We start from the raw sequence: 15022 nt of genomic DNA on the forward strand, positions 1-15022 counted from the left end.
ACGCGGAAAAATTTGGGTTGCGGACAGCAGGTTTAAGCGCTTAAATTCGAGGTTTAGAAAGCAAGTCATGGTTTTTGTCTCCGTTGTGTTTCGTAGAAAGTTAGCAACGCGCTACCAGTAGCGCAACATTTGAATAGCAATCCCTAAATGTGGGAACCGAATGGTAACGCTCGTAGAAGTCGCTGCATTAGCAAAGGTAACTGCAGCGACAGTTTCTAATGTCCTTCGCAACCGCGACAAGGTGCGCCCTGAAACTGTGGAGCGTGTACTCAACGCAATAAATGAACTTGGTTACAGGCCAAACCTTAATGCGCGAGCCCTAGCAGAGGGACGCTCGTCGATGCTCGCATTGATGCTCTCCAACCTATCGAACCCGTTTTATCCTGAGTTTGTGCTTGCAGCCGAGCGCGAAGCGCGCCGCGCGGGCCGATTTTTGATGGTCTGCAACACGGACGATAACGCTGATATCGGGCGCGCCTATCTTAACCAGATCGCAGGCACACTCGCTGACGGTGTATTAGTCATGAACACTGACATTGCTATCAACGAGCTATGTGTCTCAGCTATGCACCGTGCCCCGATCCTGCTTTCGATGTGGGAGCATCCCGAGGATCCGCCCGCTTTGCCCTGCGTCGCTGTAGATTTTGCGCATGCGGGAGCGCTCGCGGCGCGTCATCTGCTTGAGCTTGGGCACAGCGCCATTGGCATGCTCGTTGGCGACGGCTCAGGCGGTCTGCAGGATGCACGTTCAAGCGGATTCAGAGCGGTGCTGCACGAAGTCGGGTTGTCTGTCGACGTGCGCGCGACGCTTACCATACGCGACTCGATTGACTCAGGCTACGCTGCATGCATGCAACTTATGGCCGACATGCCACACCTGACCGCCCTGTTCGCAACCAATGATTTACTCGCAATTGGCGCAGTTCAGGCGCTCTTGTCACAGGGGTTGCACGTACCTGACGACGTTTCGGTGATTGGCATAACAGACATCCAACTGTGTCATCAAGTCCATCCAGCGTTAACGACGATCGCAATTAACGCGGAGGCAGTCGCGGAGTTGTCGGTCCAGAGTCTCATCAATCTGATCGACACGCCCGGCGCACCGCCATCTATGGTAATCGCGCCTCAGCCGAAGCTAGTCGTGCGGGCCTCGACCGGTCCTCGTGCTTTATGAAAGCAAAGGCAGGTGAATCACGTTCTTATTTCGTTTGAATGATTTTAACGATGTCATTGTTTAATCGTAAGCCATGATTCAGCGGACCGCAGGTAGTGACATATTCAATGCTCCCCACGTCTGGCTGGTGGGCACTGGAGCGCTATTTGGTGGAGCGCGGCTTGTCCGTCTCGCCAGAGCTCTGGACACCCGAGACCACACTAATTTCCGGCCTCGACGAAAACGGTCGCCAATGGCTGAACAATAACGGCGAAGAAACTCACACGAGGCCGCATAGGGGTAGACGACGCTATCGTGCGTATCGACGAGTGACTTCCCAGCGGCTTGCTTAGGAACACCGTACTCATCAATCGATCTGAGTGCCAAAAATGTCAAACGGAAGGTTGACCGGATCATCAAGACGATACGGCAATGAAGCTTCCTCTCACCTTAGTATTTTGCATACAGGATGCCGAGGATTGTTGCCTCGTCGTTGAAAACCTCCAACGAATCGGTAAGCGCGGTGATGGGACCGGCGTGGTTCACGAACAGCGCGTACGCAAGCTGCCGGCCACTCTTTGAGTCGATATAACCTGCCATGTTTATCGCGACCATTTCCCCGCCTTCCACAGTCGCGCCGCTCTTCACGAAGATGTGGTCCTTGCCGACTACGTCCTTGCCGGTTGCCGCGAGCGATCCGTCAACGCCGAGTATCGCGAGCGCATCGTGATACACAGGATAGACGGGCAGACGGCTCATATTGGTCAGAAGCGTTGCGGTCGTCCGGGCGGTTGCCTGACTGTCGGGCGTGCCGCTGCCATTGGTCGGGAAGTTGAAGCCGGCACCGTCGAGCCCGAGCGTGCCGGTCAGGAACTTGCGCTCGGTACCGAGCGCGTCGCCGACGGTACGCACGTTTTGCGCTAGTCCCTGATACATTAGGCTCAGGTTCGCGCCCGTATTCAGGCTCACCTTCAACACGAGCTTGGCGAATTCGGAATAGGGCAGCGACGTAAAGCTCGCGACTTGTGCCGTTGCTGGATAGTCCTGCGTCGGCGGTAACGCGGCTGACGGATTCGGCTCAACCACAGGCGCCGATACCGATACTCCCGCCCTCGTCAACGCATCGATGAAAGCCGTGCGCGCAAACGACGGCGGATCTTCCACCCGCAGGATACTTACATAAAGGCCGTTGCCAACGAACGGCGCCACGTAGCCGTGCGGAATTGTGGCGGGGGCGGAAAGACTTTCTCTGCTCGATAGCGTGCCCTTACAACCCGGTGTGGCGGCGCAGGAAATCGGCGCCTCATTCAGATCGTTCCCGGAGACGAGTATGTCGGCATCGGTGTTCGCCGCAGCCGTCTGCGATTCGCCCTGCATCGTCATCGCGCTAGTGCGGGGCCGCCAGTCGAGCAATCCAGCCTGGCCCGCAGATCCACCCGGCGAGAGCGTTATGTCAACCACATTCTCGTTGATCTGGATCGGTGAAATCAGCACGGGACCGTTAGGAACACGAAATGTATCGAACAGACGATCATCGATGATCACCTCGCCAGTCACCGACGTAATCCCCGACGCCCTCACCTGCCGCGCTAATTCATTCATGGCGGTCAGCGGATCTTCAGGGGTGAGTATGGCACCGCTGAAGCCACGCGCATCGTTGTGATCGAAGTCGGTGTAGTCAACGGTACCGTCGGGCTTCTGCCGTCCGCCAAACGTAAGATCTCCCGACGCCTTGAGAATCAGATCGCCCGTGAGCTTGCCGGACGAATCAACTGGACCGTTGCGATACACCGGTGTGACAAACCGGTGATCCGCGCCGATGACGTTGAGCGCCGTGGCCACGGAATATAGCTTGCGTACCGATGCAGTCAGCACGAGCTTGTCAGGTTGCAGCGACTGGAGCACTTCGCCCGTGCTTGCGTCCATCATGACCAACGACCACTGCGATTTCGCGCTCGTATAGCGCGGCTTGTTCATGACCTGCGCGATCGGGTCAGTCGTGCTGTCGCCGTCGCTTCCGCAACTCGCGACAAGCATGCAGGAAGCGATCGCGGCAAGAACAACCGGAAACGATGCACGAATACCATCAATGCCATTGCCACGACGAGATAGGCCAGATGTATGACGCTGTGGCGTCATTGCAGCTTCCAGAGCAGCGCCGCTATCTCGCCTTCATCCTGGAAGGCGTTCAGGACGGTCGGAAAGCCTTCGAACACGGCATTGTTCATTGTCAGGAAGAAGGCGATCCGACGGCCGCTCTTCGCATCGATGTAACCAGCAAGCGCTTGTGCCTTGAGAAGCGGCATTTGCGGCTGGCTCGTGCTAAGGCCGACATAGGTGCCCGTCTTCGCGTACACGCGGCCTTTCGCCCCGGCCAGTGTTTGGTCAGACTCAAAGTCTGTGACCGTCGTAAGCGATCCATCGACGCCGAGCGATGGCATCATGTCGACGTAAGTTGCATAGTCGGGCATCAGGCGCATGCCGCGTAGCATCGCAATGACAGCCGTAGCGGTCGCCGTGGTGTCGCCGCCGCCGCTGCCGTCCTCGAAGTGATACTGGTCCGGCGTTATCTTGAACGCGGACGAAAGCTCGCTTTGTTCTGTCGCAAGCGCAGTGGCCATCGATCGCGAACCGTTCTTGGCGAGTCCATAAAGCAACAGCGTCACGTCAGCACCAATGTTATAGCTGACTTTGTTCACGAACCGAAGGTCTTGCGCGTATGGCGCGGACGTGAGCGCCGCCACCTGCTGCGTGCTCGAATACGAGCCTTGCGCCGGCAGCAGTGCCACGGGGTTGGTCTTGAGCGGCGCGGCAGCCACCGTCACGCCCGCACGCGTCAGCGCTTCGATAAAGACCGTACGCGCATACGTAGACGGTTGGCTCACACGGAACGTGCGCACCAGCGGGTACGCGCCGGTCAGCGGAGGCGCCACGCCCGCAGGCACCGTACCGCTGACTTCGCCCACGCAATTCGCCGCACCAAAGCACTTGGGTACATCATCCGGCGGTTCGGGGTTAAGATCGACGGAGAAATCTGATGTCGCCGCGCCCGTTGTTAGCGTCGACTGCACGGAGAACGCTGCAGACATGGGCCGATAGGTGAACGGAAGAAGCGCACCTTGCGCGCTCGGGCTGAACGAGATGTCGACGACATCGTCATTGACCATCATTGGCGTGACGTTGAAGCCTTCCTCATCGCGATATTGGAACGCATCGAAAAGACGATCGTCGATCACGACGTCACCATTGACCTTCTTGATGCCCGCAGCGGCCACTTGAGCCGCGATGGCGTTGAATCCCGCCAGTGGGTCGGGCGCGCTCAGGAGCGCATTGCCGAGACCATCGGCTTCGTTGTGATCGAATGCGGTGAGCGCAACCGTGCCATCCGGGTTGGCGCGACCGCCCATTGTCAAGTCGCCGCTCGCCACCATGATCAGATTGCCGTTGAGCGTGCCGTTTGCGTCGACGGTGCCCTGCTTGTAAACGGGAGTCACATGCGTGCGCTTCGCGCCGAGGATGTTAAGCGCATTGCCCGTGGTAAACACCTTGCGGACCGAAGCGATGAACATCTGCGAGCCGGAGTTGAGATCGTAAATAACGTGGCCAGTATCAACATCGACAACCTGCATCGCCCAGGTCGCGCCCTTGTACGCGGGCTTCTGCATCACCTGCATGATCGCATCCGGGACCGACGTGCTGTTGTGATCCGAGCCACCGCAGGACGCGAGCAGAAACGCGGCCGCAACCGCTATTGGCCATCGTTTACCGCTCGCTTCGATAAATGGTTTCATCGCCGTCTCCTGGTTTAGTTGGCTTTTATTTGATATAGAGCAGTTGAGGAGCGGCTTCACGTTACGGCTTGGCGAGCTCCGCGATCACCATTTGTCCGATCGTGTCGGCGGGCGGGCGGCCGTCGGGCGAGTCTGCAGTCGTGGTCCAGACGACGATCGTCGTCGCGGTCGTCGGGTCGTACACCATGAACGTGTTGAAGCCGCTGATCTGGCCGTTGTGTCCGTAGTACGTCCCGTATTTGACGATGCCCAGGCAATACGACGGCGCGTTCGGGTTGCTTGCCCGAAGCGACGTGCAGGTGGAAAGCCGCTTCGACTGCAGGTCCGGGTTCAGGTAGCCGCCACCAACCATCCGTTGCACGACGGCCGCGAGCTCCTTGATCGTCGAGATGCCCGATCCCGCCGTCCAGCCCCACGACGCCGAGGCATTCGTGACGTCCGTCGGCTGCAATGATCCGTCCTTTGCCGCTGCCTGGCGTGCGGGTGACAGGGCCGAGCTAGTCGCCGTCTCCACATTCGTGCCCCACAGATAACCGTGCGCGGACGGCGCGGGGATCGCCGTATTGTCCTCCGGCGGCATATACGTTGCAGTCAGGCCAAGCGGCGCGAAGAGCCGGGTTTTGATTGCATCGGCGGCGCTCATGCCCGTAATGTGCTCGATGATCTCGCCCAGCAAGATGTAGTTCGTATTCGAATAGTCGAAAGACGTGTCGGGTGGGAACACCTCGGGGTGGCTGTATGCAATGGTCAGGAGCTCAGCTGTGGTCCACAGCGTCTCCGGCTGCGAGTCGAGCGTCTGATTGAACCCGAGGTCGCGGCTGTAGTTGTAGAGGCCGCTTCGCATCGCGAGCAATTGCTGGATCGTGATCGTTGTACCGTTCGGCACGTTGGAGATGTACTTGCTGACGGGGTCCGCGAGGCTCAGCTTGCCTTCCTGAACGAGTTGCAGGATGACCGTGGCGGTCCATGTCTTGGTCACGCTGCCTACTCGAAAATTTGCGTTTGTCGGAATCGTGGCGCTAGTGCCCCGCTCCGCAACGCCGAAGGATTCCAGCCAATTACCCTTGGGCGACTGCACATAGACAACGGCGCCCGGCGCCTGCATATCGCTCATTAGCTGGACGACTTGCGGCCTGGCTGCACTCACGAACGCCGGGTCCGATGAATCATCGCCGCCGCAACCCGATAACAACATCGATAGGATCAGAGAAGACGCAAAGACACAGCCTCTGGACGCGAAATGCATCCCAAGACCAGAGCGGACGATCATCATTGCTTGGTTTTCCTTATTGGCCGTGACGCAATGCTTTGAAGACCGCCGCTGGTTGACGACAAGAGACCGGAGCCGATCCTGAATTAATTAGACAATTTTCGTTATTCTAATTGATTACTTCCCTGAAATAATAAGTCAAAACTTGTAGGAATGCATACAAGTTTTTGTCGTTTGGCGCGCGGTCGCTCAAAGATAAGATTTAGTGGGCCGCAGCAACATATAACAATGCGCGGTCATGAGGCCTGCAAGTGCGACCGTTAGTGAATACCCGGTAGTGTACGGCGCCCGAGAACAAATATCTGTTCGCACCGGCCCGTGAATCGAATGCTTTAGTCGAACCTTCAGACGAAGAAAACAATGTCACCCGCGCTTCTAGAATGCGGTTGGCGAAGTAAAATCGTAACTATACGAACTGACAAAGCCAAGTCTCACAGACCACGGATCATATTCTGAATTTTCCGATCCAGTCTTCTTGAGCAAGCATTCCGGATTCAAAGCATTCCGTCGAATGATCAGGTTGGACTGGATTGCTTCCTTCAAGTCGACAACGAATCTGCCATACCGTGACTTTGTTTTCACGGATCTTCGCTCGGAACCATTGCCTCGTCGAACGTAATTCTTTATCTTGAAGGTACCGCGCAACTCCGGGGATTATTTACTCATGCTGCTCGAAAGATCTGATTGGTTTGCATGGACTGCCTCGGTCGCGCTGGCGTGCGGCGTATTGACCAGTTGCGGCGGCAGTTCCACGGCAGCGTGTGGCGTGGATCAAATTCAGTTGGAAACCGGCTGCACAAGCAGCTCGCAAGTTGCCGATTCGGTCCGTCGAGCCGTACAAGACACGATGCAACAACTCGATCTACGGGCGGCAATCGTTGGGGTTAGCGTGGGCGATCAAGTCGTGCTCACGCAGGCGTGGGGCGAATCGGCGCCGAACGTGCCAGCTACCATCGACATGCACTGGCGTATTGGCGCTGTCGCGATTTCCTACTTGTCGACGGTTGCGTTGCAACTCGAGGACGAAGGAAAATTAAGTCTGGACGATCCACTGTCGAAGTATCTGCCCGATATACGCGACGCAAGTAAGGTCACGCTACGAATGTTGATTGCATCGACATCGGGGTTTCCAGAATATGTAAATACGATTCCGATCGAAGAGAACGTCTATCGACAATGGCAAGAAAGCGAATTGCTCGCTGACGCGTTCTCCAAACCGTCGGTTTGCGATCCAGGGACCTGTTTCGCGTATTCGCACGCCAATTTTGTGCTCTTTGGTCAAGTGCTCGCGAAAGTCGCAGGACTGCCGCTCGACACGTTGATCAGCCAACGAATTTTGCGTCCATTACAACTGAACCAGACCTTCAGCAACGACGATGCGTTTATGCCTTTGCCAGTATTGAATGCGTATTCAAACGAACTCGGCAGTTACCAGAATTCGACCGCTTGGAACCCCTCCTGGACGCTCGCACACGGCGCAATCATGTCTTCCACGATCCCCGATATCCTCAGAAGCACGCGGGCAATCGGCGGTGGCGAGCTTATCTCTTCACGCGCGCGAGCAGAAATGATCGCGCAGAATCCGGTGACGTCGCGCGGCAAAGCGTACGACGGGTTGGGCATTGTCGTGGTCAATGGCTGGCTGTTGCAAAACCCGTCGTTCTTCGGCTATTCAGGTGTATCGGCGTACCTTGAAAAAAACGGTATTTCGATCGCGGTAACGGCAACGAAAAATGCCGATTCGCCGGACGTGTCAGCGGCATCGCGATTGTTCGAGAATATTGCCCTGGAGATTGCGCCTTCAAATCCCGTGGCTGTCACGGCACGCTGATAGCGCGAATGTTCTTTCGACGTCGGCCATTGACTCGCGACGCTCGTTCACGCCGGCGTTGCCTCAACCTCGCCATTTATGACCGGCTTGGTAAAGATGCAGGCCTGCACCCGGCCGCGCTCGCTAACATACTTCGCCGCCCGCAGTATGCGGAAATAGGCGGTAATCGCCCTTGTGATCGACGATTGGCTTAACGCCCGCTCGCCCAAAATAAGACGATTGCGGTTGTTGAATCGAAAGCAATCGCTCACAAAAAAGGGAGTCACGTGCAAAACGAAGTGGAAACCGGTCAAGTGCAAGCGGGTCGGAGCAACACACGAGGTGAGCACGCGGGGGCAGACGCTCCGGCATTGGCGGTCACGCCTGCCGTTCATGTGGATGGCGTTGTGCGGAAGCTCGCTTCAACTGCGCGACGGCTCAAGCCGCTCGCCCGGCCCGAACTCAAGATAGCGACTGCGAACAAAACATTGCGGGAACCGCCGGCTTCGGCAAGCTTGCGTTCGATGTGCCCGCCCGTCCTCGATCAGGATCCTATCCAGTCATGCGCGGCCTTCGCGTTCACCAGCGCATTGCGGTTCCTGCACATGCGCGATGGACAAGATGAATGTCTGTCGCCGCTCTTTTGCTATTACGCGACTCGCGTACTGATCGAGAAGGAACAAAACGGCGACGATTCGGGATGCAAAGCCGACGCGGTCGTCGAGGCGCTTGAGAACTACGGCGTGTGCGTCGAAAGTCTATGGCCCTACGACACGGCGAAGTTCGCGGTCGAGCCGCCCGCGAGCGCCTTCGACGATGCAGTAACGCGCAAGCTGGCGAAGGTGTACAGGGTAACGACGCTGCGAGCCATGAAAGTGTCGATCGCCGACGGCTATCCTGTGCCCGTTGCCTTTCCTGTGGCGCGCTCGGTCGGCTATGGCAGCGACGCGGTTTTATCGCCGACATGGCGAACCGGCGTGTTCCCTGTGCCGACCGCAGCACTCGGCGACGTCCGGACCGGTGCATCGAGCGTATCCGCTGGTTCGGCAGGCGGTTCTGTGGGCTCAGCGGGCCGCGCCGTGGGCTCTGGAGGTGGCGCTGTGGACTCCGCAGGCGGCGCTATGGGCTCCGGGGGTGGTTCTGTTGGATCTGCTGGCAAAGCCACCGGTTATGCAGGCGGCCCTGTAAATGACATGAACCCTTTCCATCAACCTGCTTCCGATCTTGCCGACGGCTACCACTTCGTTCTGGCCATCGGTTACGACGACGCCACCGGCCTGGTAGAAAGCGAAAATTCCTGGGGACCGACTTTCGGCGATAACGGCTATGGCTATTTGCCGTATGCGTTATTCGGACCGACGCAGGACACGCTCATCGCGGACCCGAGCGTGCTGGCTGAAGACCCGTGGACGGTACGCTTCCAATCCGACGAAGCCAGGTCCGCAACGCATCAATAATTGGAGCGATCCGCTGCAAGCCGTATCGTTGGATTGGCGTGGTGAATTCTTAGGCCCTGACGCGCGAACGCCAGAACTTTTATTTTCATGCCGTGATCTATTCGACATGGGCACTCGAAAATCAACACCAATGCGAATTAATCCGGTCATTGCCATCGGCACTTCGATGGAAGCCAAATAAAAGCGTAAGTCCTGGCTCAGCGTGCTCGGAACGTCACGTCTCGCGAAAGATGCTCACAGTCGCAATGGCAACTCGCCTGCGGGCAGCTTGCTCGTCGTCGCCGAAACGATCAACGCCCCAGGATAATGTCGTGACAAGTTCGAAGATATCCTCTGTCGTCACTTCCTTCACCGCCATGCCGGCAGATTTGGCTGCATTGAGAAGTACGCGAGTCGTCTCTATCAGCTGCGAGCTTGCCGGGTTCATCGACGATTCCGGATCGCTTCGTGCGCTCGCTACGCAATAGGGCAAGTCATGCCAGATGCGCAGTTGCCACGCCAGTCGTAGCAGCCACTCCGAAAGCGGACAGGCTTGCTGTCCGAGCAGAAAGAAAGAAAAATCGCAGAGCCCGAGCCTTCAGTTGCACGTGGTGTGTTTCCGCCCATCCACAAATTATGTGGTGCTCTCGTCCGATCTCGGAGTTGCAAGAACGGCAACTATTGACACTGCTTGGTCAACAGGCTTTTCACGCGCGCCGTTGCGCTCCGCATCGGGAGCGAGCGGCCAAAAGGCCGCCCGCGCGCTCTCACCCGTTTTACACTACGGGCGCTTCAATGGCTGCTTGGGTACTGCCGTTATCGTCAGCTACCGTTGCTGCCTTCGCAGCACTGCCTGAACCACTCACCTTCTTTGCAACTCTCTTTTTAGCGACAGTCCCTGTTTTCTTCGCAGCAACCTTCTTGCTAGCAGCAACGGATTGTCTCGGCGTTGCTTCCTTCACCTCATTTTTTGTGGCGGCGGCCTTTTTTGCGGTGATTTTCTTCGCTGCAACTTTCCGCGTTGGCTTTTTTGCTGCATTCGCCTTCTTGCCTACAGCAGACGCTTTACGCGCCGCTTTGGTCGCGACTTCAGCAACAGGCGATGCACCCTCCTCCTCAATCAGGAATTTGGTGCGATCTCTGACGTTCGCAAGCCATGCCGGTGCGCGTCCTTTTCCGCTCCATGTTGCACCTGACTTGCGGTCGCGATACTTAGCCGGCTGCGGTCCCGTTCGGTACCCACGCGGTTTCGCTGTCGTCGTTGCTTCCGCGTTCTCAATTTCGGGAGACGCCGCGTGAGCCGCCACCGCATCACCTTGAATCAGAAACCGACTGCGGTTTTTCGCTTTAGCGATCCAAGCCGGTGCACTTCCCCGGCCGGTCCATGTGGCACCACTCTTTGGGTCCTGGAACTTGGGAGCGACTTTGGTGCCACGGGCATTGGATGCTTTGCGCTTTGACCCAATAGCCAAACCGCTGTCCCCTTTTGCTTCCCGCCTTGCTTTCGTTTTTTCTTCGATATCTTCGGTCGTCAATCTGTGTTCTAGCATCAGGCGACGGATTTGCTCCAACGCGGACTGCGCTTTCTTTGCTATGAGCACGTCGGCTTGCGCCTGCAACTTCTTTAGCTTTTCTTGAATGACTTCGAGTGTGGGCATCGTGACCTCCAAATAGTGAATGCTAGCACTATGCCACGACGCTTGATTTACGCAAACAAACTTGTCAGTTCAAAGCATTACATCCGCGTACATCGATATTTTCGATTGCAGCCTTACCGCTTCGTTTTCAAAGCTCGGATACTTGAGCATCGAGTTCTTATCGATTGTCGGTCGAAGAACAGCGGTGCCCTTGCACTATTGGAATCTTATTCAGACTTCGTTTGTTCATTCCTTTGTAGACGCGAGCTGCGTTGCGCAAACTCAAGGCTTCTTCCTACGTCTATCCTGAATCGAGGATGCGCACATCCGCCGTTGTCCTACGGATAAGTAGGCAAAGAGAAGCATGCCCTGGAGCATTTGCCGCTGTGTGAGCAGACGTTGTTTCGGGACGGTCATTCAGTGAATCAAGTAAGTCGTAACAAAGACCGTCATTCACTCAAGCACCGCCTTATCAAGAGTAATATATCCCGCATCGTTACGCGAGGAAATTCATATGGCCGAATTGAGTTGGTTTAACCAAATCCATCGAGAGTGGCAAGCGCTTAAGGTTCACGATGCTGCGCTCGACATCGAACAGTTCTATCGACATGTTGTATCCGCGTACAAATCGGGCTTTGCCCCGCTCGAGTCAATTGCCACGACCGCAAACGCCCTGCTTCTATCTTCAATTTCCGGTGCTCCGTATTTGGGCCGTAAGCTCCTCATGCAGATCGGCATCGACAAGCATCCCGCGTTGCGCGTCACTTACGCCCTGTCGCTCTTCGCTGGCACGGGCGGCGACAGCGATCCGGAATCGGCCAATCGCATCCTCGTCGACGTATTGAAAGATGAAAACGCGCAAGACAAGCTGAAGGGACTTTCGGCAGCGGCGCTGGGCGATAGTGCCCGGCTTGGGCGCGGCGAAGCGCTTGATGTCGAGCTCGCGAAGGCAAGATACGAGATGGCATTCGGATTTGGCCATCGCGAAGCTGCGCAGACACTTGCTCTCTACTGGGAGAATCGCTGGGGATGCACGGCGTCAGGAGACTCGGTCCCTAACCGCGCAATTGCCCAGAAGTGGTACAAGCGCTGCGGTGAAAACAATCAAAAGATCTTGCAAACAGCGAGCCCCATCGCTTCATAGTTGGTGAGCGGAGGTAACCTTGCGGCTCCGCATCGTTCGTCGCGCGATGCTGGGTTTAAATGCCATACCGCAGGCCGACTATATCGTTGCCGGTCTTCGAATAGCCCTGGATGCGACGCATCAACCAATAACGGCGTCTGATCCGGCGCAGATTTGCATCAACCTATTTGTGCCGCCCCACACCGCATCCCAGACCATCTAAACGAACTTGTCGTCATGATCAATTGAGAAATTGATCCTTGACCAAAGATTCATCAGAGCAAAATCATTTGTTGCAAGAGCTCCAACGCCTTGTTTTCGTTCAGAAGCCCGGTCCGCGCCTTCGCAGCAATTGTCTTCAGCAATGCTTCAGCGATGGGTGGAATCCCACGCAAATGAGCAAGGTCGCTCGCCACTGAAAGCGAAAGCGCTTCGTTGGCCAAGTCTTTCCCAGTGTTCGACGGTTGGTTGTTTTGGTTGGCACCATCAACCGCATCAACGGGTTTCTTAAGGAAGTCTGCAGCGTTCGCTACAGTGGTGACATTTTCCATTAGGTTACCTGTAACGTCTTGGTCTGGGACGCTGACGGTTTGCGGTTGAGGCACCGTGCTAGTTTCGTCCACAAGATGTTTCGCTACCGCCGCTTGCGGTTTATAACTTGTTGCTGTGGGCGTCGCAGTCTTGCGTTTTCTTGAGGTCGGTGCGAGGAGCTCGTTCACGTGGTCAGGCACATCGTGCGTCTGTCGTGGCGTGTCGAGCCACCCCGCTGGCAGCTCTAGTACATCGGTAAAGCGTTTCACCTCGACATCGTCCAAACGCTTTTTCCCGTGCAACCGATGCGCCATGTTTGACTGGCTTAGGTTCAACATTCGACTTAGCAGCGCTTTCGATCCATTGCGGGCAGTCAAGATATGAAGGTTCGCCTGTCGAACCTCAGGAATTGAAAGTGTGCTCGCCAGTTCAAGCGACTGTTGCTGCGCTGCCTTAGCCGCCCTCGAAACACCCTTCGACTGATCGGCCTTCGCGCTTGCGCCGGCATCTTTCGGCGCGATCGCCTTGCCTTCTTGCTGGCCGGCGCGGGTGCAGTGCTGGTCTTTCTTGGCATATCGACATCCTTGGCTGTTACAGCTTCGCTCAAAACGGGGTGTTTTGTATGATTGGCTGACTTATGACTTGGCGAAGCTTCCACTGGTCATCAAATACGCTGTCAGTTGGCCGATTTTCCAGCGGAGAGCGCAGTCGTGCGATCACGTCTGGTGGCAACGTTGGGTTTGGGTGATCGAAGAAACCATCGGGAAGACCAAGCGTCGTTTCCATGTGAAACGCTGTCTCGGGCGTAAAACGCTCGCCGCTGACCAATTCTGCGATGCGGGCCAGATTCGAGTCGAGACCCAACGCTACATTTTCTGCACCAACAGCGTCGACAAGTACTTTGAACGCTCGAGTCTTGAATATAGATGCCGTCTGGGCGGGATCCTTTGACTGCGCGGGTTTCCCGTAATGCTTCTTTTGCGTCTGCGATGCGCTGGTCGGCGGGTGCTGGCGCGCTGGACGTGGACCGCTGCCTCGCGAATCTGGGCGTCCAAATGTACGACTCATCAAATTAAACTCCGAATGTTGCACTCGCAATTGCAGCAAGTGCGAAGGTCCAGTAGCAGTCAGACTGCTGCCAAGTAACCGAGAGATGGCTACAGCAATCAACCGAATCTAAAATTTGCCGACCCTAAGCATCGCAGCTCAAGGATTAAAGTCTCAAATTTATAAAATTGGGCCGTACGGAAATGAAAGCGCCTACGACGCAAAGTCCTCTGCATCAAGGCGGACTTCGGTCGCGCCGCTGCGTAAAGCCACGCGCTGCGTGACGGCCGTTATGCGCTGGCGGCCGTCAGCAAATATACGCAGCACGCGGCCTTCGCTTGCATCAGGACCCAACCAGAAGTACTGCTCTAGCGCCGTCCTCGTAATCATCGCCTTCACCTCGCGACCAGCGGTCACTACCTTGAACATAACAGCACGCCCATTTTCAACGAGGGATGGTTCATGTGAGTGTTGCGCGCCGATCATTTCTTCGTCACTTGTCAGATCTAACCCGAATCAACCGAATTAAAGATGCAAGTGTATCAAGCTCCGTGTAGCACTACACTGCCAATGAGCACACACGGAGTGTCCAGCAATGATGAACAGTCGAATACGGAGCGTTACTGATTGACAATGTCCTTGAACGCTTTTCCTGCAGTGAACTTTACCGTCGTAGCTGCGGCAATCTGGAGCGCTTCGCCTGTTTTCGGATTGCGCCCCGCACGGGCGGCACGCGCGCCAGTACCGAACGAACCAAAACCAACTAATTGAACCGTATCGCCGGACACCACCGCTTGCGTGATCTTTGCCAGCACCTCATCGATGATTTCGCTGGTCAAGGCTTTGCTTGCGCCGGATTGTGCTGCGACTGCATCGACAAGTTCTTGTTTGTTCATCAGAATTTTCTCAATAATTAAGTTTCGTTGGTTAAACTTTACCATCAAGAATTAGGTCGGCACTAGAAGAGACCTCCGAGCTGATCTATTTCCAGTTGCCATTCGCGTCGAGTTCCAGCCACCCACTACAGCGCGCAAGCCGAAAAGATGGCATTAGAATACACACAGCCTGGCGAACTGCTCAAGGGATCTCCCTCGCGATGCGCAGACACGAGGTAAAACTTCGTTGCGACCGCTGAGTTGCAACCATATTGGAACGTGGATTGTTCACCATGCATCTTGGGACAGCCTAGACGCAGACACCGGGTCTGCAGCGTTACATCGGTTG

The 15022-nt window shown here is 56.2% G+C and carries 14 protein-coding genes; 4 read left to right on the plus strand and 10 right to left on the minus strand.

Annotation, left to right across the window (positions count from 1 at the left end; all coding sequences use genetic code 11):
* The first annotated feature begins 160 nt into the window (after positions 1-160).
* Positions 161-1174: a LacI family DNA-binding transcriptional regulator gene (locus AXG89_RS25855; protein ID WP_062173787.1), complete on the plus strand. Its 1014-nt coding sequence runs from the start codon at positions 161-163 to the stop codon at positions 1172-1174.
* A 429-nt stretch (positions 1175-1603) separates the two neighbouring features.
* Here AXG89_RS25855 and AXG89_RS25860 read toward each other — a convergent pair whose 3' ends face one another.
* The 3 genes from AXG89_RS25860 to AXG89_RS25870 form a co-directional block, all read right to left on the minus strand.
* The gene (locus tag AXG89_RS25860) at positions 1604-3292 is read right to left on the minus strand and encodes a D-alanyl-D-alanine carboxypeptidase/D-alanyl-D-alanine-endopeptidase (RefSeq protein WP_062173789.1); all 1689 of its coding nucleotides are present in this window, start codon (positions 3290-3292) and stop codon (positions 1604-1606) included.
* Positions 3289-4944 (minus strand): D-alanyl-D-alanine carboxypeptidase/D-alanyl-D-alanine endopeptidase, encoded by a 1656-nt coding sequence (gene dacB / locus AXG89_RS25865; protein WP_062173791.1) that lies wholly within the window; start codon positions 4942-4944, stop codon positions 3289-3291. Before dacB ends, AXG89_RS25860 begins: the two co-directional genes overlap by 4 nt.
* Positions 4945-5005: 61 nt before the next feature.
* Positions 5006-6217, minus strand: coding sequence for a serine hydrolase domain-containing protein (locus AXG89_RS25870; RefSeq protein ID WP_062173793.1), 1212 nt, complete (start codon positions 6215-6217; stop codon positions 5006-5008).
* A 661-nt stretch (positions 6218-6878) separates the two neighbouring features.
* Here AXG89_RS25870 and AXG89_RS25875 point away from each other — a divergent pair.
* A complete protein-coding gene (locus AXG89_RS25875; protein WP_062173794.1) occupies positions 6879-8045 on the plus strand; it encodes a serine hydrolase domain-containing protein in 1167 nt (388 codons plus the stop codon).
* Positions 8046-8092: 47 nt separating this feature from the next.
* Here the strand turns inward: AXG89_RS25875 and AXG89_RS25880 are convergent, their stop codons facing one another.
* The gene (locus AXG89_RS25880; protein ID WP_144029356.1) at positions 8093-8338 is read right to left on the minus strand and encodes a hypothetical protein; all 246 of its coding nucleotides are present in this window, start codon (positions 8336-8338) and stop codon (positions 8093-8095) included.
* On the opposite strand from AXG89_RS25880, the gene AXG89_RS25885 reads away from it, so the two are divergent.
* Positions 8324-9481 carry a C1 family peptidase gene (locus AXG89_RS25885; RefSeq protein WP_162916137.1) on the plus strand — a complete coding sequence of 386 codons (1158 nt, stop codon included), beginning with the start codon at positions 8324-8326 and terminating at the stop codon, positions 9479-9481. The genes AXG89_RS25880 and AXG89_RS25885 overlap by 15 nt on opposite strands.
* A 214-nt stretch (positions 9482-9695) precedes the next feature.
* On the opposite strand, the gene AXG89_RS25890 is transcribed toward AXG89_RS25885, so the two are convergent.
* Both AXG89_RS25890 and AXG89_RS25895 read right to left on the minus strand, forming a co-directional pair.
* Positions 9696-10028, minus strand: coding sequence for an SbtR family transcriptional regulator (locus tag AXG89_RS25890; protein ID WP_373408594.1), 333 nt, complete (start codon positions 10026-10028; stop codon positions 9696-9698).
* 208 nt (positions 10029-10236) lie between these two features.
* Entirely contained in the window at positions 10237-11118 is an 882-nt protein-coding gene (locus AXG89_RS25895; protein ID WP_062173803.1) for an H-NS family nucleoid-associated regulatory protein, read from the minus strand.
* 493 nt (positions 11119-11611) lie between these two features.
* Here AXG89_RS25895 and AXG89_RS25900 point away from each other — a divergent pair, with 493 nt between their 5' ends.
* Positions 11612-12241, plus strand: a complete 630-nt coding sequence (locus AXG89_RS25900; protein WP_062173805.1) for a hypothetical protein — start codon at positions 11612-11614, stop codon at positions 12239-12241.
* A 254-nt stretch (positions 12242-12495) separates the two neighbouring features.
* On the opposite strand, the gene AXG89_RS25905 is transcribed toward AXG89_RS25900, so the two are convergent.
* The 4 genes from AXG89_RS25905 to AXG89_RS25920 all read right to left on the minus strand — a co-directional run bounded on the left by AXG89_RS25905 (position 12496) and on the right by AXG89_RS25920 (position 14694).
* Positions 12496-13035 carry a hypothetical protein gene (locus AXG89_RS25905; RefSeq protein WP_162916138.1) on the minus strand — a complete coding sequence of 180 codons (540 nt, stop codon included), beginning with the start codon at positions 13033-13035 and terminating at the stop codon, positions 12496-12498.
* A gap of 319 nt (positions 13036-13354) precedes the next feature.
* A complete protein-coding gene (locus tag AXG89_RS43335) occupies positions 13355-13819 on the minus strand; it encodes a hypothetical protein (protein ID WP_335671973.1) in 465 nt (154 codons plus the stop codon).
* 192 nt (positions 13820-14011) lie between these two features.
* Positions 14012-14284 carry a DUF1488 family protein gene (locus AXG89_RS25915; protein WP_062173812.1) on the minus strand — a complete coding sequence of 91 codons (273 nt, stop codon included), beginning with the start codon at positions 14282-14284 and terminating at the stop codon, positions 14012-14014.
* A gap of 134 nt (positions 14285-14418) precedes the next feature.
* Entirely contained in the window at positions 14419-14694 is a 276-nt protein-coding gene (locus AXG89_RS25920) for an HU family DNA-binding protein (RefSeq protein WP_062173815.1), read from the minus strand.
* Positions 14695-15022 lie beyond the last annotated feature (328 nt).

It is taken from the genome of Burkholderia sp. PAMC 26561 (assembly GCF_001557535.2).
Classification (GTDB): domain Bacteria; phylum Pseudomonadota; class Gammaproteobacteria; order Burkholderiales; family Burkholderiaceae; genus Caballeronia.

What these genes read in the sequence shown, in the direction of transcription:
- AXG89_RS43335 (WP_335671973.1), bottom strand. Translation starts at nt 13,819, where the DNA reads ATGAGTCGTACATTTGGACGCCCAGATTCGCGAGGCAGCGGTCCACGT.
- AXG89_RS25895 (WP_062173803.1), bottom strand. Translation starts at nt 11,118, where the DNA reads ATGCCCACACTCGAAGTCATTCAAGAAAAGCTAAAGAAGTTGCAGGCG.
- AXG89_RS25875 (WP_062173794.1), top strand. Translation starts at nt 6,879, where the DNA reads ATGCTGCTCGAAAGATCTGATTGGTTTGCATGGACTGCCTCGGTCGCG.
- AXG89_RS25920 (WP_062173815.1), bottom strand. Translation starts at nt 14,694, where the DNA reads ATGAACAAACAAGAACTTGTCGATGCAGTCGCAGCACAATCCGGCGCA.
- AXG89_RS25855 (WP_062173787.1), top strand. Translation starts at nt 161, where the DNA reads ATGGTAACGCTCGTAGAAGTCGCTGCATTAGCAAAGGTAACTGCAGCG.
- dacB (WP_062173791.1), bottom strand. Translation starts at nt 4,944, where the DNA reads ATGAAACCATTTATCGAAGCGAGCGGTAAACGATGGCCAATAGCGGTT.
- AXG89_RS25860 (WP_062173789.1), bottom strand. Translation starts at nt 3,292, where the DNA reads ATGACGCCACAGCGTCATACATCTGGCCTATCTCGTCGTGGCAATGGC.
- AXG89_RS25870 (WP_062173793.1), bottom strand. Translation starts at nt 6,217, where the DNA reads ATGATGATCGTCCGCTCTGGTCTTGGGATGCATTTCGCGTCCAGAGGC.
- AXG89_RS25900 (WP_062173805.1), top strand. Translation starts at nt 11,612, where the DNA reads ATGGCCGAATTGAGTTGGTTTAACCAAATCCATCGAGAGTGGCAAGCG.
- AXG89_RS25915 (WP_062173812.1), bottom strand. Translation starts at nt 14,284, where the DNA reads ATGATCGGCGCGCAACACTCACATGAACCATCCCTCGTTGAAAATGGG.